At 66.5% G+C, this 26,098-nt stretch carries 26 protein-coding genes; 12 read left to right on the top strand and 14 right to left on the bottom strand.

All coding sequences use genetic code 11. From position 1 onward, the window contains the following. Nucleotides 1-265: 265 nt before the first annotated feature. From CA833_RS12605 to CA833_RS12595, 3 genes are all read left to right on the top strand, one after another. Entirely contained in the window at nt 266-721 is a 456-nt protein-coding gene (locus CA833_RS12605) for a nuclear transport factor 2 family protein (protein ID WP_207078213.1), read from the top strand. 98 nt (nt 722-819) lie between these two features. Continuing rightward, complete coding sequence (locus CA833_RS12600; RefSeq protein WP_207078212.1) at nt 820-3,753, top strand: pitrilysin family protein; 2,934 nt, start codon at nt 820-822, stop codon at nt 3,751-3,753. A 28-nt stretch (nt 3,754-3,781) separates the two neighbouring features. Next, nucleotides 3,782-4,081, top strand: a complete 300-nt coding sequence (locus CA833_RS12595; protein ID WP_207080081.1) for a hypothetical protein — start codon at nt 3,782-3,784, stop codon at nt 4,079-4,081. Between the two features lie 80 nt (nt 4,082-4,161). Here the strand turns inward: CA833_RS12595 and CA833_RS12590 are convergent, their stop codons facing one another. The 9 genes from CA833_RS12590 to CA833_RS12550 form a co-directional block, all read right to left on the bottom strand. Next, nucleotides 4,162-5,100 (bottom strand): hypothetical protein, encoded by a 939-nt coding sequence (locus CA833_RS12590; RefSeq protein WP_142634827.1) that lies wholly within the window; start codon nt 5,098-5,100, stop codon nt 4,162-4,164. Next, on the bottom strand, nt 5,100-5,606 hold the full coding sequence (locus tag CA833_RS12585) for a hypothetical protein (RefSeq protein ID WP_207078211.1): 507 nt from the start codon (nt 5,604-5,606) through the stop codon (nt 5,100-5,102). The genes CA833_RS12590 and CA833_RS12585 overlap by 1 nt, the downstream gene beginning before the upstream one ends. 249 nt (nt 5,607-5,855) lie before the next feature. After that, on the bottom strand, nt 5,856-7,358 hold the full coding sequence (gene gatB / locus CA833_RS12580) for an Asp-tRNA(Asn)/Glu-tRNA(Gln) amidotransferase subunit GatB (RefSeq protein WP_142634829.1): 1,503 nt from the start codon (nt 7,356-7,358) through the stop codon (nt 5,856-5,858). 177 nt (nt 7,359-7,535) lie between these two features. Further along, nucleotides 7,536-9,023: an Asp-tRNA(Asn)/Glu-tRNA(Gln) amidotransferase subunit GatA gene (gatA, locus tag CA833_RS12575; protein WP_142634831.1), complete on the bottom strand. Its 1,488-nt coding sequence runs from the start codon at nt 9,021-9,023 to the stop codon at nt 7,536-7,538. After that, on the bottom strand, nt 9,024-9,326 hold the full coding sequence (gatC, locus tag CA833_RS12570; RefSeq protein ID WP_021234714.1) for an Asp-tRNA(Asn)/Glu-tRNA(Gln) amidotransferase subunit GatC: 303 nt from the start codon (nt 9,324-9,326) through the stop codon (nt 9,024-9,026). Nucleotides 9,327-9,448: 122 nt separating this feature from the next. Beyond that, on the bottom strand, nt 9,449-9,967 hold the full coding sequence (locus tag CA833_RS12565; RefSeq protein ID WP_242526077.1) for an FKBP-type peptidyl-prolyl cis-trans isomerase: 519 nt from the start codon (nt 9,965-9,967) through the stop codon (nt 9,449-9,451). 11 nt (nt 9,968-9,978) lie between these two features. Then, nucleotides 9,979-10,530, bottom strand: coding sequence for an FKBP-type peptidyl-prolyl cis-trans isomerase (locus CA833_RS12560; protein WP_207078210.1), 552 nt, complete (start codon nt 10,528-10,530; stop codon nt 9,979-9,981). Between the two features lie 326 nt (nt 10,531-10,856). Then, on the bottom strand, nt 10,857-11,063 hold the full coding sequence (gene rpsU, locus CA833_RS12555) for a 30S ribosomal protein S21 (RefSeq protein ID WP_132386556.1): 207 nt from the start codon (nt 11,061-11,063) through the stop codon (nt 10,857-10,859). A 230-nt stretch (nt 11,064-11,293) separates the two neighbouring features. Beyond that, nucleotides 11,294-11,989, bottom strand: coding sequence for a hypothetical protein (locus CA833_RS12550; RefSeq protein WP_207078209.1), 696 nt, complete (start codon nt 11,987-11,989; stop codon nt 11,294-11,296). A gap of 153 nt (nt 11,990-12,142) precedes the next feature. On the opposite strand from CA833_RS12550, the gene crcB reads away from it, so the two are divergent. Genes crcB through CA833_RS12520 form a run of 6 tightly spaced genes read left to right on the top strand, consistent with a single transcriptional unit; the run spans nt 12,143 to nt 16,033 of the window. Then, on the top strand, nt 12,143-12,550 hold the full coding sequence (gene crcB, locus CA833_RS12545; protein WP_142634837.1) for a fluoride efflux transporter CrcB: 408 nt from the start codon (nt 12,143-12,145) through the stop codon (nt 12,548-12,550). After that, nucleotides 12,547-13,866: an RluA family pseudouridine synthase gene (locus CA833_RS12540; protein ID WP_207078208.1), complete on the top strand. Its 1,320-nt coding sequence runs from the start codon at nt 12,547-12,549 to the stop codon at nt 13,864-13,866. The genes crcB and CA833_RS12540 overlap by 4 nt, the downstream gene beginning before the upstream one ends. Continuing rightward, nucleotides 13,866-14,468, top strand: a complete 603-nt coding sequence (locus CA833_RS12535) for an FMN-binding negative transcriptional regulator (RefSeq protein WP_207078207.1) — start codon at nt 13,866-13,868, stop codon at nt 14,466-14,468. Before CA833_RS12540 ends, CA833_RS12535 begins: the two co-directional genes overlap by 1 nt. Continuing rightward, complete coding sequence (locus CA833_RS12530; protein WP_207078206.1) at nt 14,465-15,115, top strand: HAD-IA family hydrolase; 651 nt, start codon at nt 14,465-14,467, stop codon at nt 15,113-15,115. The genes CA833_RS12535 and CA833_RS12530 overlap by 4 nt, the downstream gene beginning before the upstream one ends. Then, complete coding sequence (locus CA833_RS12525; RefSeq protein ID WP_207078205.1) at nt 15,112-15,327, top strand: hypothetical protein; 216 nt, start codon at nt 15,112-15,114, stop codon at nt 15,325-15,327. Before CA833_RS12530 ends, CA833_RS12525 begins: the two co-directional genes overlap by 4 nt. A gap of 13 nt (nt 15,328-15,340) precedes the next feature. Then, nucleotides 15,341-16,033, top strand: a complete 693-nt coding sequence (locus CA833_RS12520) for an ATP12 family chaperone protein (RefSeq protein WP_207078204.1) — start codon at nt 15,341-15,343, stop codon at nt 16,031-16,033. 123 nt (nt 16,034-16,156) lie between these two features. On the opposite strand, the gene CA833_RS12515 is transcribed toward CA833_RS12520, so the two are convergent. The 5 genes from CA833_RS12515 to CA833_RS12495 form a co-directional block, all read right to left on the bottom strand. After that, the gene (locus CA833_RS12515; RefSeq protein ID WP_207078203.1) at nt 16,157-16,711 is read right to left on the bottom strand and encodes an outer membrane protein; all 555 of its coding nucleotides are present in this window, start codon (nt 16,709-16,711) and stop codon (nt 16,157-16,159) included. A 323-nt stretch (nt 16,712-17,034) separates the two neighbouring features. Then, nucleotides 17,035-17,679, bottom strand: coding sequence for an ABC-type transport auxiliary lipoprotein family protein (locus CA833_RS12510; protein WP_370584509.1), 645 nt, complete (start codon nt 17,677-17,679; stop codon nt 17,035-17,037). A gap of 11 nt (nt 17,680-17,690) precedes the next feature. Then, entirely contained in the window at nt 17,691-18,629 is a 939-nt protein-coding gene (locus CA833_RS12505) for an MlaD family protein (RefSeq protein WP_142634853.1), read from the bottom strand. A gap of 9 nt (nt 18,630-18,638) precedes the next feature. Further along, complete coding sequence (locus CA833_RS12500) at nt 18,639-19,517, bottom strand: ABC transporter ATP-binding protein (protein WP_142634855.1); 879 nt, start codon at nt 19,515-19,517, stop codon at nt 18,639-18,641. Beyond that, the gene (locus CA833_RS12495; RefSeq protein ID WP_207078202.1) at nt 19,514-20,629 is read right to left on the bottom strand and encodes an ABC transporter permease; all 1,116 of its coding nucleotides are present in this window, start codon (nt 20,627-20,629) and stop codon (nt 19,514-19,516) included. Before CA833_RS12495 ends, CA833_RS12500 begins: the two co-directional genes overlap by 4 nt. A gap of 175 nt (nt 20,630-20,804) precedes the next feature. Here CA833_RS12495 and CA833_RS12490 point away from each other — a divergent pair, with 175 nt between their 5' ends. From CA833_RS12490 to CA833_RS12480, 3 genes are all read left to right on the top strand, one after another. Continuing rightward, nucleotides 20,805-23,474, top strand: a complete 2,670-nt coding sequence (locus tag CA833_RS12490; RefSeq protein WP_207078201.1) for a valine--tRNA ligase — start codon at nt 20,805-20,807, stop codon at nt 23,472-23,474. A 424-nt stretch (nt 23,475-23,898) separates the two neighbouring features. After that, on the top strand, nt 23,899-24,645 hold the full coding sequence (locus tag CA833_RS12485; protein ID WP_142634861.1) for a 7-carboxy-7-deazaguanine synthase QueE: 747 nt from the start codon (nt 23,899-23,901) through the stop codon (nt 24,643-24,645). 8 nt (nt 24,646-24,653) lie between these two features. After that, on the top strand, nt 24,654-26,084 hold the full coding sequence (locus tag CA833_RS12480) for an MATE family efflux transporter (RefSeq protein ID WP_142634863.1): 1,431 nt from the start codon (nt 24,654-24,656) through the stop codon (nt 26,082-26,084). The last annotated feature ends 14 nt before the right edge of the window (nt 26,085-26,098 follow it).

The raw sequence follows: 26,098 nt of genomic DNA, 5'->3' as shown, positions 1-26,098 counted from the left end.
GAAGATTTTCAGAATGTCGGGAAACCGCGGGTTTCGCATTGATTTCGCACAATTGCCTCGATCGAATCGCCCCGGGACGGCCCTTAGATGGGAGCGCCCCACGCGATTGCCAGTGCCAATCGACCGCAGGCGTTCGCACCCGGTCGAACACCGCCGCGTCGCCGGGGCGTTGAACGCGCCGCTCGTGCAAGGAAGGCTTGGCGCGGGAGCAACCCTTGCATAGCCTCTGCGCCCACAACCAGACCAACCGGAAGAGGCATCGACAGTGGCGAAATTCACCCCCCAACAGGCTGCGGACGTGCTGGCGATCAAGCAGGTCGTCTATGAATGGGGCGACGAACTCGACATCCACAACGGCCTCGAAATGCGACAGGCGGACGTCCTGGCCGAAGACGTCGCCTACAATGTCGGCGGCGAATGGCGCGAAGGACTGCAGGCGGTCGAAGCCTTCTACCAGGGCCGCGCGGAAGCCCTGCGTGCCGGCGCCGGACTGATGACGATGCGCCACATCATCACCTCGCTGCGGGTCTCGTTCGACGATGCGGACAAGGCCAGCGTCGGCTACCTGCTGGTGTTCTTCGCCGCCGCCGGCGAGGGACCGTTCGACACCTATTGCGACCCGCTGGCCGTGGCCGACGTGAAGATGGAATGCCGCCGCGATGCCGATGGCGAATGGCGCATCACCCGCTTCGATTCGGGGCAGATCTTCCGGCGCGGCTGATCCGATTTTGCGCAAGGCGACGACGCCGGTCGAGCGCCGTTGCCTTCCAAGCGATTGAAACTCTGGTCAGCCGCGATCAACGTGATAGACCTTGGGTCATGCGACTTGCCTCTCGTTCCAGCGCCACTGCGCTTGCCACCGCCCTTCTTGTCTCCGCCTGCGCGACCACGAATGCTTCCAGCCCGCCGGCGTCGGCCGCGGATACCCGCGCGGCGGCACGCGATGTCGTATCCGCTGCCGACGCGGCGATGGCCGAGGAGGCCGCCTCCCCGGCCGCCCTCGTCTCCAGGGTGGACATCCCCTACGAGAAGTTCGTGCTGGCCAACGGCCTCACCACGATCGTCCACACCGACCGCAAGGCGCCGATCGTAGGCGTCACGCTCTACTTCCACGTCGGCTCCAAGAACGAACCGCGCGGCAAGACCGGCTTTGCCCACCTTTACGAACACCTGTTCTTCGGCGGCTCCGCCAATGTGCCCGACTTCGACGTACCGCTCGACGCCGCCGGCTCCACCTCGAGCAACGGATCGACCTCCTACGATCGCACCAACTACGTCGAGACCGTGCCCACCGGCGCGCTGCCGCTGGCGATGTTCCTCGAGAGCGACCGCATGGGCCACCTGCTGCCCGCCGTCACCCAGGACAAGCTCGACAAGCAGCGGGGCGTTGTCCAGAACGAGAAACGCCAGGGCGACAACCAGCCCTACGGGCTGTTCGAGTACGCGCTGAACGACGGCCTGCTGCCGGTCGGCCACCCCTATCGCCACACCACCATCGGCTCGATGGCCGACCTCGATGCCGCCAGCCTCGGCGACGTGCGCGCCTGGTTCACCGACCATTACGGCCCCAACAACGCCGTGCTCGTGCTGACCGGCGACATCGACGCGGCGACCGCCAGGCCGCTGGTCGAGAAGTGGTTCGGCCAGATCCCGCGCGGCCCTGACGTCGCGCCGGTCACCGCAGGGCCGGTCACCCTGCCCGCCCCGCTCCACCGCGAGATCGCCGATCAGGTTCCGCTCACCTACCTCACCCGCAACTGGACCGGCCCCGGCCTCAACGATGCCGATGCCCCGGCCCTCGAAGTGGGCATGGACATCCTCGGCGGCCTCGCCAGCTCGCGCCTCGCCAACGAACTGGTGCGCGGCCAGCAGCTCGCAGTAGGCGCTTCCGCTTCCGCCCAGGTCGAGGAGGACATGAGCTTCCTCAGCATGGGCATGCAAGTGAAGCCCGGCGTCGACCGCGCCCGCGCCAATGCCGCCTTCGACAAGGTGCTGGCCGACTTCCTGCGCGACGGACCGACCGAGGACGAAGTGCGCCGCTCGGTGATGAGCACGCTGTCCGAGGAGATCGGCGGCCTCGAACGCGTCGGCAGCTTCGACGGCAAGGGCGCCACGCTGGCGGAAGGTCAGGCCTATTCCAACGATCCCGCCAAGTACAAGCATGACCTGGCGGCGATGGCCGCCCTCACGCCTGCCAAGATCAAGGCGGCGATGAACACGTGGCTCTCGCGTCCCGTCTATGCGCTCGACATCGTGCCGGGCGAACGCACGATGGACGGCGCCAAGCTCGGCGGCTGGGGCGACGAGGACAAGACCCCGGCGCCCAGGCCCGATGCCAAGCGGCCCGCCCCCGCGCTGCCGCCCGCGCCGAAGATCTCGGCCCCGCCGGTCGCCCCGGTCGGCGCGCTGGCCTTCCCCGCGATCGAGCGCGCAACCCTGTCCAACGGCATTCCCATCGTGCTCGCCCGCCGCACCGCCGTGCCCAAGCTGGTGCTGACCGTCGACTTCGACGCCGGTTACGCAGCCGACGCGCTCGACACGCCCGGCACGCAAGGGCTCATGCTCGCGATGCTCGACCAGGGCACCGAGCACCTCGATGCGACCCAGATCGCCGAGGCGCAGGAACGGCTCGGCGCCAGCATCTCCATCGACGGATCGCTCGACACCTCCAGCGCGACGCTGTCCGCGCTGACCGCCAATCTCAGCCCCTCGGTCGACCTGCTCGCCGATGTCGTGCGCCATCCCGCCTTTGCCCCCGCCGAAGTGGAGCGGGTGAAAGTGCAGGCCGAAGCCGCGCTGGCGCAGGCCCAGTCCACGCCCGCCGGGCTCGCGCGGCGCGCTCTCGGCAGCGCGCTCTACGGCAGCCACCCTTACGCCCAGCCGAGCGACGGCCTGGGCCAGACCGCCAGCCTGGCCGCGCTGACCCCCGCCGCGCTCAAGGCCGCGCACGACAAGTGGCTGCGCCCTGACCTCGCCCGCATCACCGTGGTGGGCGACGTCACCATGGACGAGCTCAAACCGCTGCTCGAGCGTGCTTTCGGCACCTGGCAGGCTCCGGCCACCCCGGCGCCGGCCAAGCCGATCACCGCCCCGATCGCCGCCCAGCAGCCGCGCATCGTGCTGATCGACCGCCCGCATTCGCCCCAGTCGGTGATCGTCGCCGGCCGGGTGCTGCCGCTGACCGGCCGCACGCCCGACACCGAAGCGCTGCAACTCGCCAACGAAGTGCTCGGCGGCGGCTTCCTCTCGCGCCTCAACAAGGACCTGCGCGAAGAAAAGGGCTGGTCCTACGGCGTCTACAGCCGCGTCAGCCAGCCGGTCGGCCCCAGCGCCTTCACCCTCTCGGCCCCGGTCCAGTCCGACAAGACCGGTGCCGCGATCAAGGCGATCATTGCCGACATGGGCGCCTATCCGGCCACCAGCGCCATCACCGCCGAGGAATTCCAGCGCGTGACCGACGGCGCCATCCGCCAGCTTCCCAACCTGTTCGAAACCAACGCACAGATGGCCGGCGCGATCCGCCAGAACGATCGCCTCGGCCGCCCGGAGGACTACTACGTCTCGCTCGCCGCCAAGTATCGCGGCATCGGCGAACCGGCGGTGGCGGCGGCCGCCAGCCAGTACTTGCGCCCCAAGGGGCTGGTCTTTGTGGTGGTGGGCGACCGCAAGGTCGTGGAACCCCAGCTCAAGGGGCTTGGCCTGCCGATCGAAATCCAGCAGGCACCGGCAGCAACGGGCGACGAATCGGAATGAACCGCCCGGCAACGAACAGGAGAACATGATGTCGCTCGGCGGAACCTACCAATGCTCGACCAAGACGCCGATGGGCCACCAGAAGGGCACGCTCACCATCGTGCCCGAGGGTGACACCTTCACCGGCCAGATCACCGGCGATCTCGGCACGATGGAACTGCGCGACGGCAGGATCAGCGGCAACCAGCTGAGCTGGAAGATGAAGATGACCTCGCCGATGCCGATCGACCTCGACTGCAAGGCCAGCGTCGAGGGCACCGAGCTCACCGGCACGATCAAGGCCGGCTTCTTCGGCACGATGAAGCTGGAAGGCACCAAGGTCGGCTGAGCGACCCTGCACGCGGCAAGCAAACAGGCCCGGAAGCAGATCTTTGCTTCCGGGCCTGTTTTTTGTCGGTTACGGCAGGATCAGGGCTGCCCACCGCCGCTGTTCGGCGCTGCAGCCGCTCCGGGCATTGGCCGCGGGAAGCCGAGCACGACACGTTCGCCGCTGACCACATCGATCGCAACGTCACGCTGATAGGCGAGCACGCCGGGCACCGGCTGCATGCGCGACACCGTCAACCCGTAGAAGTTGTTGAGCTTGCCGCTCGCATGGAACTCGGCCTTGGCCGACGGGTAGGCCGCCAGCGAGGCAGGCAATCCGTAACGCGGCGTTCCCGGTCCATGGAGCCGGGAAACAAGCTTGGGATCCATGTCCGAGGGCACCTGCGCCGTCTGGTCGGGGGCGACTGTGAGGAAGTCGCCAAGATCCGTGATCTGCCCGGCCTTCACCTCGAAACGCACCGATCCCATGCAGAAGCAGACGCCGCTGCCCACCCCATTGGCCGCGACAAAGACAGGGCCGTAATAGATGTAGGTGCCCGGCTTCACCAGCTGCAGATAGCTATATTCATCCGTGGCCGCATTCTTCGAGAACGCGTACATTGGACCCACGTTCACCAGGGTGCGCTGCCCGATGTCCCCCACCGAGAACGTCTCACGCTCGGGTTTGACCGGCTTGAGCGGCACGATCAGGTTGCGCTGCTGGGCAAAGGTGACCGCCTTCTCGTAACCCGCCGCCTGGCTCTCGTATGTCTTGACGGCTTTCGCAAAGGACCTTTCGAATACAGCCGTATAATCGGCAAGGTCCTGCTCGTCGGGAATGCGCACGAAGGCGCCGTTGCTCCGCCCGTCCGTACGCAGGAAGATGTACCCCTGGGCGGGATCGATCTTGTACTTGCCGGAAACGAGATTCTTCTCCTCGATGGCCAGGGTCGGCGCGGGAGGCGGATCCTTGTCGGCGAGTGCGGGCGAAGCCAGACCGGCCAGCGACAGCGCGGCCGCGAATGCAAGACGCGCGCGCATCACAGGCCCAGCGCCTTCTGCTGCGGTGCCGGTCCCGACGCCACGCGCGCCTGCTTGAGCAGTGCCTCGGCCCGGTTCTTGGCGTTCTCGCGGTCCAGTCCTTCCTCGAAATTGAAGTCCTGCCACAAGTCCTTCTCCAATCCGTAGCGGTCGTAACCCTTGAAGCCCATGCAATTGCGCAAGTTGGTGCGGCGCATCTGGCGGCGCACCGCCGAGCCAAACACGGCATCGGCAATCACCGAACCGATGGCGCCGCCGATCGCGCTCGGCAACACGCCGTACTGCGCGAAGGCCGCCGTCGAGCCAAAATCGCCGCCGCCATAGTAGCTGGCGCCGCTGCTCAGCGCGTCACACTCGATGATGTCGGCATAGGCCTCGTCGAAGCTGGTATCGGGGCGCTGGAAATAGAAATACTTGTCATAGTCCGCCTCGATGAGCGGCGTTTCGACAAAGGCGGTTTTTGGCATCGCCACGGCCGCGACTTCCGCCTCGCTGAAGCGGCGCATGGGCAATCCGGTCACGCTATCGATCGTGACGGAAGTATTTGCGGCTACCGATGCGGCCGCCGCCGCTTCGGTTGAAGTAGATTGGGCCAAAGCGCCCTCAAGCGGCTGGACGCATGCAAGCATGGCCAGCGCCAGTAAAGTCCTGTGTCGCATAAATTCCCCCTGACGTTCGAATGAACGCCAGGGGGAGATCAATCACGGAATTCTACCGACTTCAAGCAGTCTTGGGCCTGACTCTGGTGATATATTTCAGCCCAGCTTGGCCTTCAGGATCTCGTTCACCACCTGCGGATTGCCCTTGCCGGCCATGGCCTTCATCGTCTGGCCGACAAAGAAGCCAAACAGCGCGACCTTGCCGTCCTTGTACTGGGCAACCTTGTCGGCATTGGCGGCGAGGATCTCGTCGACCTTGGCCTCGATGGCGCCGGTATCCGATTCCTGCTTGAGGCCCTCGCGCTCGACGATCACGCCCGCGTTGTCGCCGGTCTCGAACATGGTCTCGAGCACCTGCTTGGCGATCGAGCCGGAGATCGTGCCCTTGCCCACCAGCGCCAGCAGTTCCGCCGCTTGGCTCTGGCTGATCGGCGAATCCTCAAGGCTCTTGCCCAGCTTGTTGAGCGCGCCGAAGAATTCCGAGATCAGCCAGTTGGCGGCCTGCTTGGCGACGTCGGCCGGGGCCTTGTCCTGTGCCGACGCGGTCTCGGCCAGCAGCGCCTCGAACCACGCGAACGTCTCGACATCGGCGGTCAGCACGGCGGCGTTGTAGGCAGACAGGCCCAGTTCGCCGACATAGCGGGCGCGCTTGGCATCCGGCAATTCGGGCAGGCTCGCGCGGCATTCCTCGAGGAAGGCATCGTCGAGTTCGAGCGGCAGCAGGTCGGGATCGGGGAAGTAGCGATAGTCGTGCGCGTCTTCCTTCGACCGCATCGAGCGCGTCGAGCCGGTGGTCGGATCGAACAGGCGGGTTTCCTGCACGATCTTACCGCCGCTCTCCAGCACGTCGACCTGACGGCTCGCCTCGTGCTCGATCGTCTGCATGACAAAGCGCACGGAGTTGACGTTCTTGGTCTCGGTACGGGTGCCGAACGGCTCGCCGGGCTTCCGAACCGAGACGTTGACGTCGCAGCGCATCGAGCCCTGGTCCATGTTGCCGTCGCACGAGCCGACATAACGCAGGATCTGGCGCAGCTTCGCCACGTAGGCACCGGCCTCGGCGGGCGAGGTCATGTCCGGGCGGCTGACGATTTCCATCAGCGCCACGCCGGAGCGGTTGAGATCGACATAGGACATCGTCGGATGCTGATCGTGCATCAGCTTGCCCGCGTCCTGCTCGACGTGGATGCGCTCGATGCCGATCACCTTGTCGGCCGGAATGCCCGCCTTCTCGTCCGCCTCGATGGTCAGCGATCCCTCGCCGACCAGCGGGTGGTAGAGCTGGCTGATCTGGTAGCCCTGCGGAAGATCGGCATAGAAGTAGTTCTTGCGGTCGAAGCGCGACCACTTGTTGATCTGCGCCTCGATCGCCATGCCGGTGCGCACGGCCTGACGGATGCATTCGCGGTTCGGAACCGGCAGCATGCCCGGCATCGCCGCGTCGATCAGCGACACCTGCGAGTTCGGCTCGGCACCGAACGCGGTGGCCGAGCTGGAGAACAGCTTGGAGTTCGAGGTGACCTGCGCGTGGACTTCGAGGCCGATCACGACCTCCCAGTCACCGGTGGCGCCCTGGATGCGATAGGTTGATTCAGTCATCGTGTTTCGGTCCACTTCTGGGGCGACGCAGCAGCCGATGCCGCTGCCTCGCCCCGTCATTTGTTTCCCGCTCCGGCACTTTGCGCCGAGCTGCGGGTCGGTCGTCTTCCCTTTTCGGCTCCCGGATCGGCCACACCTCTGCGATGCCACTGACCAGTTCGAAAAGGAACGACCAGCTTACCACCACTTCTCCGGCTTGGCCGCGAACAGCGCGCGCTGTTCCAGCGCGAGACCGGCGTTCAGCACGCCCTGTTCGTCAAAAGCCTTGCCGATGACCTGAAGACCCAGCGGCAGACCTTCGCGGTTGAGGCCTGCGGGCACCGACATCGCCGGGAGACCCGCGAGCGAGGCGGGCACCGCGAAGACGTCGTTGAGGTACATCTTCAGCGGATCGTCGACGTTCTCGCCAAGGCCGAAGGCGGCGCTGGGCGCGGTCGGCGCGAGGATCACGTCGCACTCTTCGAAGGCATGCGCGAAGTCCTGCGCGATCAGCGCGCGGACCTTCTGGGCCTGCGTGTAGTAGGCGTCGTAGAAACCGGCCGAGAGCACATAGGTGCCGATCAGGATGCGGCGCTTGACCTCGGGGCCGAAACCGGCGGCGCGGGTCGCGGCGTACATGTCCTGGAGGTTCGCACCGTCCGGCAGGTCGCGCAGGCCGTAGCGCACGCCGTCATAGCGGGCGAGGTTCGACGAGGCTTCGGCAGGGGCGATGATGTAGTAGGTCGGCAGCGCGTACTTGGTGTGCGGCAGCGAGATCTCGACGATCTCGGCGCCCGCATCCTTCAGCCAGGCAATGCCGTCATCCCACGACTTGGCGACATCCGCGTCCAGGCCATCGACGCGGTATTCCTTCGGAATGCCGACCTTCTTGCCCTTCATGTCGCCCGAGAGAGCGGCTTCCCAGTTCGGCACCGGGAGGTCGAGGCTGGTCGAATCCTTGGCGTCGAAACCGGCCATGGCTTCGAGCATGATCGCGCAGTCCTGCACCGAGCGGGCCATCGGGCCTGCCTGGTCGAGCGAGCTGGCGAAAGCAACCACACCCCAGCGCGAGCAGCGGCCGTAGGTCGGCTTGATGCCGGTCGTGCCGGTGAACGCGGCAGGCTGGCGGATCGAACCGCCGGTGTCGGTGCCGGTCGCCGCCGGGCAGAGGCGCGCGGCCAGCGCGGCCGAGGAACCGCCCGAGGAACCGCCGGGCGCGAGCGCGGCATTGCCACCGTCGTTGCGCTTCCACGGCGAGATCACGTTGCCGAAATAGCTGGTCTCGTTCGACGAGCCCATGGCGAACTGGTCGAGGTTGAGCTTGCCCAGCATGCCTGCCCCTGCATCCCACAGCTTCTGCGAAACGGTCGATTCGTACTGAGGCTTGAAGCCTTCCAGCATGTGGCTGGCGGCGGTGGTCTGCACGTCGAAGGTGGCGAACAGGTCCTTCATGCCGATCGGCACGCCGCCCATCTTGCCCAGCGCTTCACCGCGCGCACGCTTGGCGTCGGTGGCGGCAGCGGCTTCGACGGCCTTTTCCGGCGTGGCGATGATGAAGGCGTTCAGCGCTTCCTGCGCAGCAGCGACGTTGGCGTTGAACGCCTCGGCCACTTCGACGGCGGTGAAGTCGCCGCCGGCAACACCGTCGCGGATCTGCGCGACGCCAAGTTCCGTAAGATCAGTCATTTATTCGATCACCTTGGGCACGCCGAAGAAACCGTGTTCAGCGGCGGGAGCATTGGCCAGGACGGCATCGCGCTTGTCGCCGCCGGTCAGCGGATCGGCATCGATCACGTCGTCGCGCAGGCGCAGCGTATTGGGGATGACGGCGGTCATCGGCTCGACTTGCGAAGTATCGACCTCGCCAAGCTGCTCGACCCAGGCGAGAATGCCGTTGAGTTCGGGGACCATCGCCTCGATTTCAGCCTCGCTCACCTTGATGCGGGCAAGGCTGGCGATCTTCGCAACGGTTGCGGTATCGACCGACATGGCTTTCCTTCACGATTAATCCGGCACGCGGCAGGCGCGCACCGGAAAGTTCAGGCCGGGGCGCTAGCACCCGGCCGGAATTGCTTCAAGCATCGAGCGACCCGCAAAGGGCCGCCGATGTCTTATTGCTTGGGTTGCTGGGCCTGCGGATCGGCGGGAGCGGCCGCTTCCTGCTGGGCCTGAACCGCCGCCATCATCTGCTCGAATTCGGCGCGGGTCTTCCAGTCGATCAGCTGGACTTCGAACACGAGGTCCGAATTGGCCGGGATCGGGCCGGACGCTTCCGCACCGTAGCCAAGCGCCGAAGGGATCGTCAGCCGGTAAGACCCGCCGCGCTGCATCTGCACGAGGCCATCGGCAAAGCCGGGCACGACTTCGCCCACCGGCATCGGCGTCGCGTCCGACTGGTCGAACACGGTGCCGTCCTTGAGCATGCCCTTGTAGGCGATCAGCACGAAGTCATCGCGGCCGGGGCTGGCGCCCTCACCCTTGGTCAGCGTTTCCAGCGTGACCTTGGGTGCGGCAGGCGCCGCTGCCGGAGCCGAAGCCGGAGCCGGAGCGGCGGGCTTCGCGGCGGCCTGAGCCGCCACCGGCAGCGCAAGCGCCACCAGAGAAGCGAGCGCGAGAGAAGCGATCTTCACCGGGCGCGCGATCAGGGCTGGACCGGAGCGGCTTCGGGGGCCGCGCCACCCGGCATGCCGCCGGCCGCCGCGCCGCCCTGCTGCATCTGCATCTGCTGAAGCTGCTGGAGGATACGCTGCTGCTGCTCGATCTCGGCGCGGCTCTTGAAATCGATCAGTTCGATCTCGAACTTCAGGTCGGTGTTCGGCGGAATCGGGCCGGCACCCTTGGCGCCGTAACCGAGCGCGGCGGGAATCTCGACGTCGTATTTGCCGCCGCGCTGCATCTTCACCAGCGCCTTGCCGAAGCCGGGAACGACTTCCGCCAGCGCCATCGGCACGCCCTTCTGCTGGTCGAAGACCTTACCGCCGGGCAGCGTGCCCTTGTAGTTGATCAGCACCACGTCATCGAGCGTCGGCGAATCGCCCGAACCGGCCTTGATCGTCGAAACATGGACCGAAGGCGGCAGCGCGGCATAAGCGATGCCGGCGCCAGCCAGCGCGAGCGCGGCAACACCGATCCAGATCTTGGCTACGGCGCCCTTGGCAACCGGCTGCAGCGGGACGCGGGTGATCTCTGTCATGGAGCCTTCCTGGTTATCTTGTGGCGCCCAGCGGCTGCGATACGCGCGCAAGGCACGGATGCGCAAAAGGGCGCGGGATTCGTCCGCGCCCTCATGGATCAGGAAAACGCAACCAGCAAGCGATTAAGCCGCGTTACCACTTGCACGAATCGTTTCCTGAACGCGCAGCAAAAACACCAGCGCCGGACACGACATCGGCCCGCTCCCTCACCCGACCTTTCGAGGCTTGCCCGTTATCGACAAGCACGAACGAGGTCGCGTGGGGGAGCGGGCCGGCACCGCACAAGGCGTGGGGGACAAACCCCACGCCCTATCCGACGGGTATCTTACTTGACGCCGTCGCGCTCGAGACGCTTGCGCTCCAGCTTGCGAGCGCGGCGAACGGCAGCAGCCTTTTCGCGCGCACGCTTTTCGGAGGGCTTCTCGAAGTGGCGACGCAGCTTCATTTCGCGGTAAACGCCTTCACGCTGCAGCTTCTTCTTGAGAGCCCGGAGAGCCTGATCGACGTTGTTGTCGCGAACGAGAATCTGCATAAACCGACACACCTCACAAATCGAAAGCACGACTTCCGCATTCCGACGCGGAACGTACCTTGAGAAAACACGAATTTCGCCGAATCCCTTGCGAGGTCGGCTCGAAGTTGGGGGCCGCTAGCACCAACCGGCCCGCAAGGCAAGCAATCTTGGCCGCATTTAGGCCAGATGCAGCTCCCTCCGCCGGGAGCGAGGGCCCGCCGGAGGGAGTTTTACACGATTTGAGCCAATCAGGCCAGTTGATCGACGATCAGGCCCGACAGCGTGGATTCGGCAAGGCCCGCAGCCGAATAGGTACCGGAAGCGGCCTGCGCGTCCTTCAGGTTCTGGAGGAAGGCCAGAATCGCATCACGCGCCTCGCTCGAGGAATCGGCCTCGTCGGTGTCGTCCGTCGAATCGGTATCATCCGTCTCGTCGGTCTCATCGGTTTCGTCGGTTTCCTCGGTTTCCTCGGTTTCGTCCGTTTCCTCGGCACCGCCGACCGCACCCGAAGGCGGCGGACCGGGAGGCGGGCCACCGGCGCCCTGCGGGCCGCCCATACCGCCGCTGCCGCCCTGCACGCCGCCGAGCGCCGCATCGTCGCCGGCCGCCGCCGAGCCATCGGCCGTCACGGCGCCCGAAGGCCCCTGCGCAAAGAGGGACTGCAACTCGCTCGCCTGGTCCTGCGTCAGCGTGCCCGAAGACACCTGATCCGCGATCAGCGAATTGATTCGATCCTTCATCTGCGAGGGATCGAGCCGGCTGCCCGAATCCGCCGAGCTGCCCGAAGACAGCGAACTGCCGATCGAATCGAGTGCCGATTCCAGCGCGCTGGCATCGGTGTCGGAGATCGTCCCGCTGCTGAGCGCGGTGGAGATCTTGTCGTCCATATCCTGCCGGGGATTGAACATGGCGCCCATCGCGCCGGTCGTGGATGAAACTTGCATCGTTTTTTCTCCTTGCGGAGTGGGGTCGCACCCAAGGACAATTATAGAGAGGCCGTTCCGCGAACCGTTCAAAAGACACGCAACTATCGCTGCCGCACAGGCCAGGTGCGCACCACGATTGGAAAACCGCGCATTCGCGGCTAAGGCGGCGTGATGCCCCAACCTTCCTTCCTCCTCGCCTCCGGCCTGGTGGCGCTGGGCGGCGCGGTCGGATCATGGCTGCGCTTCAGCGTCGGCTATGCCTGGACCGTCCTGCTCGGCCCCGCCCGCGCCCTGGCGTTCCCTTACGGAACCCTGACGGTGAACATCGTCGGCAGCCTTGTCATGGGCCTGCTCGCCGGCTGGCTCGGCCGCATGGCGCCCGGCGGGGAAAACCTGCGCCTGCTTGTCGGCGTGGGCGTGCTAGGGGGCTTCACCACGTTTTCGTCCTTCAGCCTCGATACGGTCGCGCTTGCCCAGCGCGGACAACCGGGGCTTGCCGTGTTTTACGTCGCGATTTCGCTGGCCGCCGGCCTTAGCGCGCTGTTCCTCGGCCTTACCATCATGAGGAGCGCCGCATGAGTCGCCCAGAGAATACCGATATCGTCCGCCAGTTCACCGTCGGCCACGACGACGAAGGCGTCCGCCTTGACCGCTGGTTCAAGCGCCACCTGCCGCAAGTCGGCTTCGCGATGGTCTCGCGCTGGGCGCGCACCGGCCAGATCCGCGTCGACGGCAAGCGCGCCGATGTCGACACCCGCCTCACCGCCGGGCAGACGCTGCGCGTGCCTCCCGGCGGCGAACAGCAGCCCGGCGTGCGCGCCGCCCGCCCGCGCCGCGAACTGACCGAGGAAGAGATCGAGCGCGCCGACGCCATGGTGCTCACGCAGGACCGCGCCGCCATCGTGCTCAACAAGCCCCCCGGCCTCGCCACCCAGGGCGGCTCGGGCATGAAGGAGCATGTCGACGGCCTGCTCGACGCTTACGCGGACAAGGGCCCGCGCCCGCGGCTTGTCCACCGCCTCGACAAGGACACCTCGGGCGTCCTGCTCGTCGCCCGCACGCCGGGCAGCGCCGCGTTCTTCTCCAAGCGCTTTTCCGGGCGCAGCGCCAAGAAGATCTACTGGGCGCTGGTGGTCGGCGTGCCCAGCATCAACGACGGCATGATCGAACTGCCGATCGGCAAGCAGCCGGGCACCGGCGGCGAGAAGATGTACGTGGACGAGGAAGGCGGCCAGTCGGCCCGCACCCGCTACCGCGTGCTCGACCGTGCGGGCAACCGCGCCGCATGGGTGGAACTGCACCCGCTGACCGGCCGCACCCACCAGCTGCGTGTCCACATGGCGGCGATCGGCCACCCGATCGTCGGTGACGGCAAGTACGGCGGCCAGGAAGCGTTCCTTTCCGGCACGATCAGCCGCAAGATGCACCTCCACGCCCGCCGCCTGATCATCGAGCATCCCGACGGCGCCCCGCTGGACGTGACCGCGCCGCTGCCCGAGCACTTCGCCAACTCGATGGAATCGCTCGGCTTCGACGAAGCCGACGGCGCCGAACTGCCCGAAAGCGCGCCGGAGTTCACCAAGGACGACGAAAAGCGCGCCGCCAAGGCCCACGCCAAGCAGTACCGCAAGGAACGCCGCGGCGAGCGTCGCTCGCGCCGCGACGGCGCCTCGGAACGCCCCGGCTCGCGCGGGAAGCCCAGCGGCAAGTCGGCGGCCAAGCCGGGCGGCAAACCCGCTGGTCCGCGCAAGGCGACCGGCAAGCCCGGCCTTGGTAAAACTGGCCCCGGTAAAGCTGGCCCCGGCAAGCCTGCCGGTGCCCGCAAGCCGTCCGGCCCGCGCAAGCCGTCCGGTCCAGGCGGTTCACGCCCCTCGGCGCCGCGAGGCAAGCGCTGATGCACCCCAACGCGCAGTTCCGTCCGGCCGATCGTGCAATGGCCGAAGCGCTGGTGGAGGAGGTCGGCTTCGGCATGATCTTCGCCGCCACGCCGGACGGGCCGCGCGTTGCCCATACCCCGCTGCTGTGGACCGGTGACGGCGCCGTGCAGTTCCATCTCGCGCGCGGCAATGCGCTCACCCGCCATATCGCCGGCGCCACCGTGCTGGCGGTGGTGAACGGGCCGGATGCCTATGTCTCGCCGCGCTGGTATGAAAGCAGCGAGCAGGTGCCGACATGGAACTATGTCAGCGTCGAAATGGAAGGCCGCGTGCGCACGATGGACGACGAGGGGCTGACCGGCCTGCTCGAAGGCCTTTCCGCCCGCAACGAGGCGCGCATGACGCAGGGCCAGCCCTGGACCATGGACAAGGTCTCACCCGGCCATCTTGCCGGACTCAAGGCCGCGATCGTCGGTTTCGAACTGGAAGTTCAGGCCTGGCGCCCGACCTTCAAGCTTTCCCAGAACAAACCCGCCGACGAACGCGAACGCGTCGCGCTGGGGCTCGAATCCGAAGGTTCGCGCGCGATGGCGCAACTCATGAGGGATCTGGTCGGATGAAATTCGCCGTCTTCGATTGCGACGGCACGCTCGTCGATGGACAGGCCCCGATCTGCGAGGCGATGGAGGCGGTGTTTGCCGCATTCAGCCTTCCCGCCCCCTCGCGCGGGCTGATCCGCCGCGCCGTCGGGCTGTCGCTGCCGCAGGCCATGCGCCAGCTGCTGCCGGACAGCGACGAGGCGCAGCAGCATGCCATGGCCGACGCCTACAAGCTTGCTTTCCGGCAGGCCCGCAGCGAGGGCCGCGTCTCGCAGCCGCTGTTCCCGGGCATCGCCGATGTGCTGCGCGGCCTGCAAGCCGCCGGATGGACGCTGGGCGTCGCCACCGGCATGTCCGACCGCGGCCTGTCGTTCTGCCTCGAGGCGAACGGCATCAAGGACCTGTTCGTCACCCTCCAGACCGCCGACCGCCACCCCTCCAAGCCGCACCCGGCGATGCTGGAGGAAGCGATGGACGATGCCGGCGCACGGCCGGGCGAGACGGTGATGATCGGCGACACCGTCTACGACATCAGGATGGCCGCCAATGCCGGCTCCCGCGCGATCGGCGTCGACTGGGGCTACCACCATCCCGAGGAACTGATCGCCGCCGGGGCCGAAAAGGTCTTCGAAACCCCGCAGCAACTGCTGGAGCACCTCCTCGCATGACCTCGGCCGCCAAGGATCCCGCCCGGTCCCGCTGGATCATCATGCAACTGGTGCGCCTGTTCGGTGTCGCCTGCGTCGTCGGCGGGCTCGCCATCGGCGCGAACACGCTGCACGCGCCGCTCTGGCTCGGCTACGTGCTCATCCTCAATGGCATGATCGACGTCTTTGTCATCCCCCGCCTCTTGGCGCGCAAGTGGCGCAGCCCCAGGTAACCGGAACTCCCCCGTGAAGCGTTTCTACAAGGAAGTCACCCAGGCCCCGCAGGACGGCGGCTGGCGCGTTCTGCTCGACGGACGCGGCATCAAGACCGCCGGCGGCCGCCCACAAGTCCTGCCCACCATGGCCATGGCGGAGGCGCTCGGCGCCGAATGGGCGGCCCAGGGCGAGGAGATCGACACCGCGACCTTCCCGCTGCGCGACCTTGCCGACTTCGCGCTCGACGCGATGGCCGGCGACCCCGCGCTCGCCCTGCGCGAGATCCTGCCTTACGCCGAAACCGACACGCTGTGCTACCGCGCCGGTCCCGAGGATGCGCTCTACCAGCGCCAGCTGGCCGTCTGGGAACCGCTGCTGGCCGGGATCGAGGCACGCCATGGCCTCGCGTTTCCGCGCGTCTCGGGCATTCTCCACAAGCCGGTCCCGCCCGAGACCCTCGCCCGTCTCGAAGCCATTCTTGCCAGGCAGGATGCCTTCGCGCTGGCGGCGCTGCGCATGCTTTCGAGCCTGGCCGCCTCGCTGACGATCGCCCTCGCCGCGGTCGAGCCCGGCGCCGATGCCGAGGCGCTGTGGAAGGCCGCGAACCTGGAGGAAGACTGGCAGGTCGAGCTCTGGGGCGAGGACTGGGAGGCCGCCGAACGCCGCGCGGCGCGGTTCGAGGCCTTCAAGCTGGCCATCCGCTTCGCCAACCTGGCGCGCTGACGGAAACGCGGGAGCAGGGGAAAAGTCCCTGCCGCAACGGAAAAAGCCCGCCCCGGCAAATGCCGGGACGGGCCTCCCTGCAACGCACGCGGCCGGGTCGCGAGGCCGCCTGCGCGCGAAAGATCAGAACTTCACGCCGAACCCGGCCAGAGCGTAGTGGCGGCTGAAGCCATGCTCGTAGTTCGAGTAGTTGTACTCGACCTTGCCGAACAGGTTGCCGCCGAAGTCGTGCTCGAAGCCGGCGCCGATGCGGTAACCGTCGAGGTTGGTGCCGGCGCTGTCCTTGTTGGTGCCGTCGTTGTAGGTCACGCGGATCCGCGCATTGGTGTAGCCGCCCAGCAGATAGAGCTTGGTGGTCTCGCCAACGTTGGTGCCGATGCGGGCAACCGCTGCAAGGTCACGGCCCGAACGCACGCAGAGCTTGTCGTCCGTGACGGCGACATCGCGCAGGCAGTCCTTGGTGGTGCTGTCCGAAACGCTGGCCTGGATACCGAAGAACAGGGCGTCACGGGCCTGGATGTCGTAGCCTGCGGCCACGCCATAAGTGAGGCCTTCCGACGAACCGCCATCGACCGACACGCTGTCGAGGCCGGTCTGGGCCTGCACGTATGCCTGTGCGTTGGCGGCAGCCGGAACGGCGAACAGCACGGCGGTGGCCGCGATGGCGATCTTCTTCATGGAAACTCCTGCAATCTTGTTCTTGCCCCCGCACCCCTGTGCGAAGAGGTGCGGCGGATACAGGCGCAGAAATTTCAGGCAATGTCAGATAGTTGACTTATGAGGCCGCAAGGCGCCGGCGTTGCAGAACCGCCACAGGCGCCATTGGCGGGGCCTGAAAAAAAGCCTGCAAACGTGGGCAATCCCGCTCGCCGTCACAAACCGGGCAATTGCCTGTCAAGAATATTCGAATTGAATAAATAGAATATCGAAGAGGCTTTCGGAAAATCAAAGCATCATAACAAACACTGTCATTAATTACTTAATTTCCCGCAGGCGCACATTCATTGCGCCTTGACCCAGTCGGCAACCTGCCTCGCCACGTCGTTGGCCGCCTGATTCAGCGCCGGCCCGACCTTGGACGCCTGGGGCTTCACATCCGCCACCCGCGCCTCGAAACGGCGCGTGGTGATCGGTCCGCCGCGCTCCGTGCGGATCGCATCGAACCGCACGACGACCGAACGGGTCGGCGCATCATACCCCATGTCGAGCAGGCGGCCGCCGACCAGCGTCTTGCCGGAGACCTCGTAGCCGATGCCTTCCACCACCAGCTTGCCGGTGCGCGCCCGCAGCGTCTCGGCCAGCAGGGTCCGCATCTGCCGCGTCGGCTTTTCGGTCCAGACCGCGTCCTTGAGATAGGCCAGGCCCGAGGCATCGACCTTGACCGGCACCCGCAGGACATCGAGGCTGCGATCGGCCTCGGGATCGGCGACGACGATGGCATCGGCCAGCTGGCCGCTCACCTGCGCCCCTGCCGGTGCGGTTTCCTCGCTCGTGAGGCGGATCAGCTGCTCGGGCGGCTTGGCCGCCAGGCTGATGCAGCCGGGCAGCGCCAGGCAGGCCGTCAGCAGCAGCGCCCCCGTGGCCGCTTTCATCCCCGGCACCGTGTTTCCGATCATCTTGGCGGTTCGCATCTCGAGCCTCTTCATGGCTTGCCCGTTCAAGGCTTGTAGGTGGGCAGCTTCTGCCCCTTGAGCAGCGCGCCGGCGCCCTGTTCGTCGATCTTCTCGGTGACGGCCCGCAGCGCCCGGCTGGTGGCCTGGAGATCGCGGATCGCCGCTTCGGCAGCCGGCAGCGTCTCACCCGAGACCTTGTCGAAGGCGGGCTGCGCGTGCTGCAGGGTCTGGTCGAGCGTGTCCATCGACTTCTGCGCCGAGGCGAGCGTCTTGCGCAGCTGGTCGGCCAGGGAATTGCCCTGATCGCCCAGCAGGTTGTCCGCCTTGCCGGCAACGCCCTCGAATGCGGCCAGCGTCTTGGTCGCCTGGTCGAGCGTTCCCTGAAGCTGGACCAGGGTCTTGCGCACTTCCGGCGAAGCGGCGGAGAGATCCCGGGTCATCTTGTCGGTGTTCTTGAGGATCCCGGTGAGAGACTTGCGGTTCTCGTCCGAGAGCAGCAGGTTGAGGTTCTCGGTCAGCGTGGCCAGACGCTCCAGCAGCAGCGGCGCGTTGGAGAGGATTTCGCCCAGACCGCCCCGCTTGGTCGGAATCACCGGCACGCCTTCCGGCCCCGGCTCGGTCAGCAGCGGCGCGCCCTTGACCGCGCCCTCGAGCTGGATGTCGGACACGCCCGTGAAGCTGCCCTGGATCGTCGCGGTGGTGCCCACCGTCACCGGCACTTTCTGGTCGACCCGGATGCGCACGCGCACGAAGCTCGGGTCCTGCGGCCAGAGTTCGATTTCCTTGATCTGACCCACGGGAACACCCGCGTAATCGACACCCGACCCCCTCGCCAGACCGTCGACGGACTGCTTGAAGAAGATGTCGTATTCGTTGCGCGCGGTCTCGTTGATGCGGGCAATCCAGATGATGAACGCCGCCAGCGCCGCCAGCAGTATCAGCGTGACCGCCCCGACCCAGACGTGATTGGCCCGTGTTTCCATGCTGCTGCCCTATGCCTCCGGCTCACCCGACGAGGCGCCGGAATTATCGTGTAGCGCGGGGACTCTCGCCTCCGCGGTGCTGTCGTTCGAAATCTGGTCCTTGGCGCCCAGCGCCGCACGGCCGCGCGGGCCGTTGAAATATTCCTGGATCCACGGATGGTCGAGCGCGAGAAGCTCGGGGATGGTGCCCACCGCGATCACCTGCTTGTCCGCCAGCACCGCCACCCGGTCGCAGATGGCGTGCAGGGTATCGAGGTCGTGGGTGATGAGGAACACCGTGAGGCCCAGCGTATCCGCGAGCCCGCGCGTCAGCCGGTCGAAAGCATCGGCACCGATCGGGTCCAGCCCGGCGGTTGGCTCGTCGAGGAACAGCAGTTCGGGATCGAGCGCCAGCGCCCGGGCGAGCCCGGCGCGTTTTTTCATGCCGCCCGAAAGCTCGCTGGGATACTTCGCCGCCGCCTCTTCGGGCAGGCCGGCGAGGCGCACCTTGAAGCGCGCGATGTCCGCGCGCAGCGCATCGGCGATCTCGGGGAAGAACTGCTTGAGCGGCACTTCCACGTTCTCGCCCACGGTCAGCGTCGAGAACAGGGCGCCGCCCTGGAACAGCACCCCCCAGCGCGAGCGCAGGTCGATGCCTTCCTCGTCGGTGGATTCGCCCATGCGGTGGCCCAGCACGGTGATCTCGCCCGCTTCCGGCTGCTGCAGCCCGATGATCGAGCGCATGAGCACCGACTTGCCCGTGCCCGAGCCGCCGACGACGCCGAGAATCTCGCCCTTGCGGACCTTCAGCGACAAGTCCTGATGCACCACGAAGCCGTCGAAGGCATTGACCAGCCCTTCGACGACGATCGGATATTCGCCTTCATAATCGCTTGAAAGGTCGGTCATTTCCAGCCGATCTTGGTGAAGAAGATAGCGAAGAAGGCATCGAGCACGATGACGGTGAAGATCGCCGTCACCACCGCCTGGGTGGTGCGCCCGCCCACTTCCTCGGCGTTGGAGGTCACCTGCATGCCCTGATAGCACCCCGCCAGCGCCACGATCAGCGCAAAGACCGGCGCCTTGAGCAGACCGACCCAGATGTCGGTCGTCGGCACCACTTCCTGCGTGCGCTGAAGGAAGGTGAGGAAGGGAATGTCGAGCGCGAAATTGGCGATGAAGGCGCCGCCGATGATCGCCAGGACCGTGGCGTAGAAGCCGAGCAGCGGCATCATCAGCATCGCCGCCAGCACCCGCGGCACCACCAGCGCCTGCATCGGCGAGACGCCGATCGTGCGCATGGCATCCACTTCCTCGGTCAGCTTCATCGTGCCGATCTGCGCCGCGAAGGCCGATCCCGACCGGCCCGCGACCATGATCGCGGTCATCAGGATGCCCAGTTCGCGCATGGCGAGGCGGCCGGTGAGGTTGATCGTGTAGATCTCCGCCCCGAACTGCGCGAGCTGCACCGCGCCCTGCTGGGCGATGACGATGCCGATCAGGAAGCTCATCAGGCCGATGATCCACAGCGAGTTGATGCCCACGTGCTGCATGTGGAACACCAGCGCGGTGCCGCGCAGCCGCGAGGGGTGGCGGATTACGCCGCCGATGGCGAGGATCAGTTCACCGAGGAATCCGATCGACTTGGTGAAGCCCTTGCCCCAATTGACCACAACGTCGCCGAATTCGGCCACCGTGCGCAGCAGCAGCCCCGGCCCCTTGGGCACCTCGGCCGCTTCCTCCGGCACGCGGCCGACGGCGGCGAACAGCCGGTCCGCCGCCTCGCTCTGGCCGACGATTTCAAGGTGATGCTCGTCCGCGAAGCGCTTGACCAGCCAGGCGCCGGTCGTGTCGATGTCGGTGACGCCGGACATGTCGATCCGCTCGACCGGACCGCCGCAGGCCGCCAGCTTGCCGTCGAGGTTGCCCAGCGAATGGACGCACAGCGGCCCCTTCAGCGCCACCGTGTGGACACCGCCTTGGTCGCTTCCCGACAGAGTGAATTCAGCCCATTCCCGCATGTGCGCTCGTATTGGGGGAAAATGCCTGTACCGGCAAGGGGTTCCCCGGGCGCGGCGGATTGTTGATTTTGCAAGGGACTGCCTGGCAATACTCCGTGGCAATTTGATGGCGGCGGCGCCGGCAATCCCTACGCGCACTTGCGCGCGAGACGCCGCGCTGGCAAAGCCCCGCGCCATGACCGAAACGCCAGCAGCCGGGCCAGAAGCCGCCCTCGACAAGACCTTCGACCCCGCCCAGATCGAGGCGAAGTGGTACCAGCATTGGGAAAGCGAAGGGCTGTTCCGCCCCGAGCGTGCCGACGCGCAGCCGTTCACCATCGTCAACCCGCCGCCGAACGTCACCGGATCGCTGCACATCGGCCACGCGCTGGACAACACGCTGCAGGACATCGTGATCCGTCACGAGCGCCTGAAGGGCAAGGACGCGCTCTGGGTGGTCGGCACCGACCATGCCGGCATCGCCACCCAGATGGTGGTCGAACGCCAGATGGAAGCCAAGGGCGACAAGCGCGCCAACTACACGCGCGAGGCGTTCATCGACAAGGTCTGGGAATGGAAGGCCGAATCCGGCGGCACCATCACCGGCCAGCTGCGCCGCCTCGGCTGCTCGATGGACTGGAGCCGCGAGCAGTTCACGATGGATCCGCACTTCACCAAGGCCGTGGTCAAGGTCTTCGTGGACCTGCACAAGCAAGGCCTGATCTACCGTGACAAGCGCCTGGTGAACTGGGACCCCAAGTTCCGCACCGCCATTTCCGACCTCGAGGTCGAGACGCGCGAGACCAACGGCCACTTCTGGCACATCAAGTATCCGCTTTCGGACGGTTCCGGCCACATCCACGTCGCCACCACCCGCCCGGAAACGATGCTGGCCGACATGGCCGTCGCGGTTAATCCCGAGGACGAGCGCTACAAGGGCCTGCTGGCCCGCGGCGCCACCGTCACCCTGCCGCTGACCGGCCGCGAGATTCCCATCGTCGCGGACGAGCACGCCGATCCCGAACTGGGCTCCGGCGCGGTGAAGATCACCCCGGGCCATGACTTCAACGACTTCGAGGTCGGCAAGCGTGCGGGCTTCAAGCCCGCCGACATGCTCAACATGCTCGATGCCGATGCCCATGTCTGCCAGACCCAGGATGGCCTCGTGCCCGCTCAGTTCATCGGCATGGACCGGTTCGAGGCGCGCAAGGCGATCGTCCAGTTCCTCGAAGAGGACGGGCTCCTCGAAAAGGTCGAGGACCGCGTGATCCAGACCCCGTTCGGCGACCGCAGCGGCGTGGTGATCGAACCCTGGCTGACCGACCAGTGGTACGTCGATGCGCAGACGCTGGCCGGCCCGCCGCTGGAAGCCGTCCGTTCGGGCGCGATCGAGATCGTCCCGAAGAGCTGGGAAAAGACCTTTTTCAACTGGATGGAAAACATCCAGCCCTGGTGCGTCTCGCGCCAGCTCTGGTGGGGCCACCGCATCCCGGCGTGGTTCAGCGAGGACGGCGAGATCTTCGTCTCCGAGACCGAGGAAGAAGCACAGGCGCAGGCCGGCAACAAGCAGCTGACCCGCGACGAGGACGTGCTGGACACCTGGTTCTCCTCCGCGCTCTGGCCTTTCGCCACGCTCGGCTGGCCCGATGAAGATGCCCCGCTGCTGAAGAAGCACTATCCGAACGACCTGCTGGTTTCCGGCTTCGACATCCTGTTCTTCTGGGATGCGCGCATGGCGATGCAGGGCATTCACTTCATGAAAGAAGTGCCGTGGAAGCGGCTCTACCTCCATGGTCTGGTGCGTGCTGCCGACGGCCAGAAGATGTCGAAGTCCAAGGGCAACGTGGTCGATCCGCTGGGCCTGATCGACAAGTACGGCGCCGACGCGCTGCGCTTCTTCATGGCCGCCATGGAAAGCCAGGGCCGCGACGTGAAGATGGATGAAAAGCGCGTCGAGGGTTACCGCAACTTCGCCACGAAGCTGTGGAACGCCGCGCGTTTCTGCCAGTCCAACGGCATCGTCGCCAGCACCTCCGTCGCCGCCCCCAAGGCGACCACGGCGGTCAACAAGTGGATCATCGGCGAAGTCGTCGAAACCGTCGCCGCGCTGGACAAGGCCATGGCCGACCTGCGCTTCGACGCGGCTGCCAACGCGATCTACCACTTCGTGTGGAACCAGTTCTGCGACTGGTACATCGAACTCATCAAGCCTGTCCCTGGGGGCAACTTCGACGAGGAATCCAAGGTCGTCGCCGGCTGGGTGCTCGACCAGATCCTCGTCATGCTCCACCCCTTCATGCCCTTCGTCACCGAAGAGCTGTGGAGCAAGATGGGCACGCGCGATCAGGACCTGATCGTTGCCGCATGGCCCGCGCCGGAAGCCTCGGTGGACGCCGAAGCCAAGGCCGAAGTCGAATGGCTGATCGCGCTCATCGGCAACCTGCGCGGCGCCAAGTCCGAACTCGGCATCGCGCCGGGCGCGCGCCTCACCGCCTATGTCGCCGATCCCTCGGACGCGACCCGCGCGGTGATCGGCCGTAGCGCCACCGTGATCGACCGTCTGGCGCGCCTTGACGCAATCCGCTTCGAGGCCGCTCCGGCCGGTGCCGCCATGCAGGTGGGCGCGGGCGACGCGACGCTGGCGATCCCGCTGGAAGGCGTGATCGACATCGCCGCCGAAAAGGCCCGTCTGGAAAAGGCCATGGCCGCCTCGGTCAAGGAACGGGACTCGCTCGACAAGCGTCTGGGCAACCCGGCCTTTGTCGAGAAGGCCAAGCCCGAGGCCATCGACAAGGCCCGCGCCGACCACGCCCACCACTCGGCCGAAGCCGAGCGTCTGGCGGCGGCGCTGGCGCGGCTGGGTTAAGATAGAGCCGAGGGGAGTGGGGCCGAGCCGGAACTTAGCCGAACCGACACCCCCCCACTCCCCTCGTCACCCCCGCGAAGGCGGGGGCCCCGCTTTTTGGAGTTCACGCAGAGACGCAGAGGAACTGCGCAGCAATCCACCAGCTCTCCGCGCCCCTGCATGCCAAAGAAGAAAGCGGGATCCCCGCCTTCGCGGGGATGACGGTTTTTGGGTGATACGGATTTGGTCCGCCCCCTGCTCGTCGTTTTCGTTTTCCTACTCACCGCGCATCTGACACGTTCGCGCGCGTGACCGCCCTGCTCTCTCCTCACGAAACCAGCCACAAGGTGACACCTCCGACGCAAGGTGACACTTTTTCCTCTGGACCGTGTAAACTGTGTCAACCTCGCCCTTCAAAACCGTAACCTTGCATTCGAGACCATCCGTGACGCTTGCCCTTGCCACCACCACTCCCGGCGAACCCGAAGTCTTCGCCTCGCTTCAGGGCGAAGGTGCCAGCATGGGGCGGCCCAGCACTTTCGTGCGCCTGTCGCGCTGCAACCTCGCCTGCCAGTGGTGCGACACGGCCTATACCTGGCGCTTCACCGGCGATAACCGCTTCCACCGCGACGATCTGGCCTTCGAGCGCAAGGCCAATCAGGTCATGGCCGAGGAAGCCGACGTGGCGCGCATGGTGGCGGACCTCCCGCCCGACCGCCTGGTCGTGACCGGCGGCGAGCCGCTGCTGCAAGGCCCGCAACTGGCCCGGATGCTGGCGGCGCTCGACGAGGCAAGGCCGGGGATGCACGTGGAGATCGAGACCAACGGCTCGGTGGCGCCGCACGCCAGCCTCGATGCACGGGTGCAGCAATACAATGTCAGCCCCAAGCTGTCGCACAGCGGCAATCCGGCGGAACTGGCACTGGTGCCCGAGCGGCTCGAGGCATGGTCCGCCGATCCGCGGGCCTTCTTCAAGTTCGTGATTGCGGAACCCGCCGACGTCGACGAAGTCCGCGCCCTCAAGGCGCGCTACAATATCCCCGCCGAGCGGATATTCCTGATGCCGGAAGGCCGCTCCAGCGATGTCATCCGGCAGAGGTCACCTTGGCTCTCGGACATCTGCACGCAGGAAGGCTATCGCTTCACCGACCGCCTGCACATCCACATCTGGGGCGATACGCGGGGCACGTAAGGGGACATATGAACGAAGCATCGCCGATTCCCGCCGGAGAGACCGAACCCGGCGAACCCGCAGCACCGGCGCGCAAGCAGCACATGACGGGGGACCTCACCCAGGGGCCGATCCTCAAGACGCTGCTGGTGTTCTCGATCCCGATGCTGATCTCGAACGTGCTGCAGACGCTGAACGGCTCGGTGAACGCGATCTGGGTCGGGCGGCTGCTCGGCGAAAGCGCACTGGCGGCAACCGCCAATGCCAATATCATCATGTTCCTGCTGATCTCGCTCGTCTTCGGCTTCGGCATGGCGACCACCGTGCGCGTCGGCCAGCACTTCGGCGCCCGCGACATCGATGCAGCCAGGCTGACCTTCGGCTCGGGCGTGGGCTTCTGCCTGATACTGTCGGTGGTCTGCGGCCTTGCCGGCTGGCTGGGCGCCGACGCCCTGCTGCGGCTGCTCAGTACGCCCGAGCAGAGCCGGATCGAAGCGCTGGCCTATCTGCGCGTGATCTTCGTGACGCTGCCGCTCGGCTCGCTCTCGCTGATGGTCTCGATGGGCATGCGCGGCGCGGGCGATTCCAAGACCCCGCTCCACGCGATGATCCTGACGGTGGCGCTCGACGTGATCCTGAACCCGCTGCTGATCATCGGCCCCGGGCCGGTGCCGTCGCTGGGCATTGCCGGGTCCGCCGCGGCAACCGCCTTCGCGAACTTCGCCGGCCTCGTGTTCCAGCTCTGGACGATCTACCGCAAGGATCTGCCGATGCGGCTGCGCGGCGCCGAACTCGGCTACCTGATCCCGCGCGGCAGCGAATTGAAGTACGTGACCCTGAAGGGCCTGCCGATGGGCGCGCAGATGCTGCTGGTCTCGTCGGCGGGCCTGGCCATGGTCCACCTCGTCAACCTCGAAGGGCTGGATGCCGCCGCCGCCTACGGCGCTTCGCTGCAATTGTGGAACTACCTGCAGATGCCGGCGATGGCGATCGGCTCGGCGGTCAGCGCCATGGTTGCCCAGTCGCTGGGCGCGCACGATCACGGCCGCGTGGGCAAGGTGACCGAGATCGGGCTTGTCACCAACCTCGCCATCTCGCTGCTGATGGCGGCGCTGATCGTGGTGTTCGACCATCCGCTGCTGGCCCTGTTCCTGGGCGGCGACAGCCCGGCAATGCCGATCGCGCGGCACATCCAGTTTGTCTGCACCGCCAGTTTCGTGATCATGTCGGTGACCATGATCCTCACCGGCACCCTGCGCGCCTACGGCGCGGTCGTGGTTCCGCTGGTCATCATGGCCATCGGCCTCATTCCGGGCCGCCTCGGCTTCTACGCCCTCACCTACCCCGCGATCGGCAGCGAAGCGCTGTGGTGGGCCTATCCGGTCGGCTCGACGCTGACGGTGGTCCTGACGCTGGCCTATTATCGCTGGGGCAAGTGGCGCGCGGCCTTCGATCTGTAAGGCCGCGCGGCCCC

Source organism: Novosphingobium sp. KA1 (genome assembly GCF_017309955.1).
Taxonomy (GTDB): Bacteria; Pseudomonadota; Alphaproteobacteria; order Sphingomonadales; family Sphingomonadaceae; genus Novosphingobium.
This window is presented reverse-complemented; position numbering and strand designations above follow the sequence as displayed.

Coding starts and splice junctions, on each gene's coding strand:
- CA833_RS12600 (WP_207078212.1), top strand. CDS start 820: ATGCGACTTGCCTCTCGTTCCAGCGCCACTGCGCTTGCCACCGCCCTT.
- CA833_RS12595 (WP_207080081.1), top strand. CDS start 3,782: ATGTCGCTCGGCGGAACCTACCAATGCTCGACCAAGACGCCGATGGGC.
- CA833_RS12590 (WP_142634827.1), bottom strand. CDS start 5,100: ATGCGCGCGCGTCTTGCATTCGCGGCCGCGCTGTCGCTGGCCGGTCTG.
- CA833_RS12585 (WP_207078211.1), bottom strand. CDS start 5,606: ATGCGCCGCTTCAGCGAGGCGGAAGTCGCGGCCGTGGCGATGCCAAAA.
- gatB (WP_142634829.1), bottom strand. CDS start 7,358: ATGACTGAATCAACCTATCGCATCCAGGGCGCCACCGGTGACTGGGAG.
- gatA (WP_142634831.1), bottom strand. CDS start 9,023: ATGACTGATCTTACGGAACTTGGCGTCGCGCAGATCCGCGACGGTGTT.
- gatC (WP_021234714.1), bottom strand. CDS start 9,326: ATGTCGGTCGATACCGCAACCGTTGCGAAGATCGCCAGCCTTGCCCGC.
- CA833_RS12560 (WP_207078210.1), bottom strand. CDS start 10,530: ATGACAGAGATCACCCGCGTCCCGCTGCAGCCGGTTGCCAAGGGCGCC.
- rpsU (WP_132386556.1), bottom strand. CDS start 11,063: ATGCAGATTCTCGTTCGCGACAACAACGTCGATCAGGCTCTCCGGGCT.
- CA833_RS12550 (WP_207078209.1), bottom strand. CDS start 11,989: ATGCAAGTTTCATCCACGACCGGCGCGATGGGCGCCATGTTCAATCCC.
- crcB (WP_142634837.1), top strand. CDS start 12,143: ATGCCCCAACCTTCCTTCCTCCTCGCCTCCGGCCTGGTGGCGCTGGGC.
- CA833_RS12540 (WP_207078208.1), top strand. CDS start 12,547: ATGAGTCGCCCAGAGAATACCGATATCGTCCGCCAGTTCACCGTCGGC.
- CA833_RS12535 (WP_207078207.1), top strand. CDS start 13,866: ATGCACCCCAACGCGCAGTTCCGTCCGGCCGATCGTGCAATGGCCGAA.
- CA833_RS12530 (WP_207078206.1), top strand. CDS start 14,465: ATGAAATTCGCCGTCTTCGATTGCGACGGCACGCTCGTCGATGGACAG.
- CA833_RS12525 (WP_207078205.1), top strand. CDS start 15,112: ATGACCTCGGCCGCCAAGGATCCCGCCCGGTCCCGCTGGATCATCATG.
- CA833_RS12515 (WP_207078203.1), bottom strand. CDS start 16,711: ATGAAGAAGATCGCCATCGCGGCCACCGCCGTGCTGTTCGCCGTTCCG.
- CA833_RS12510 (WP_370584509.1), bottom strand. CDS start 17,679: ATGAAGAGGCTCGAGATGCGAACCGCCAAGATGATCGGAAACACGGTG.
- CA833_RS12505 (WP_142634853.1), bottom strand. CDS start 18,629: ATGGAAACACGGGCCAATCACGTCTGGGTCGGGGCGGTCACGCTGATA.
- CA833_RS12500 (WP_142634855.1), bottom strand. CDS start 19,517: ATGACCGACCTTTCAAGCGATTATGAAGGCGAATATCCGATCGTCGTC.
- CA833_RS12495 (WP_207078202.1), bottom strand. CDS start 20,629: ATGCGGGAATGGGCTGAATTCACTCTGTCGGGAAGCGACCAAGGCGGT.
- CA833_RS12490 (WP_207078201.1), top strand. CDS start 20,805: ATGACCGAAACGCCAGCAGCCGGGCCAGAAGCCGCCCTCGACAAGACC.
- CA833_RS12480 (WP_142634863.1), top strand. CDS start 24,654: ATGAACGAAGCATCGCCGATTCCCGCCGGAGAGACCGAACCCGGCGAA.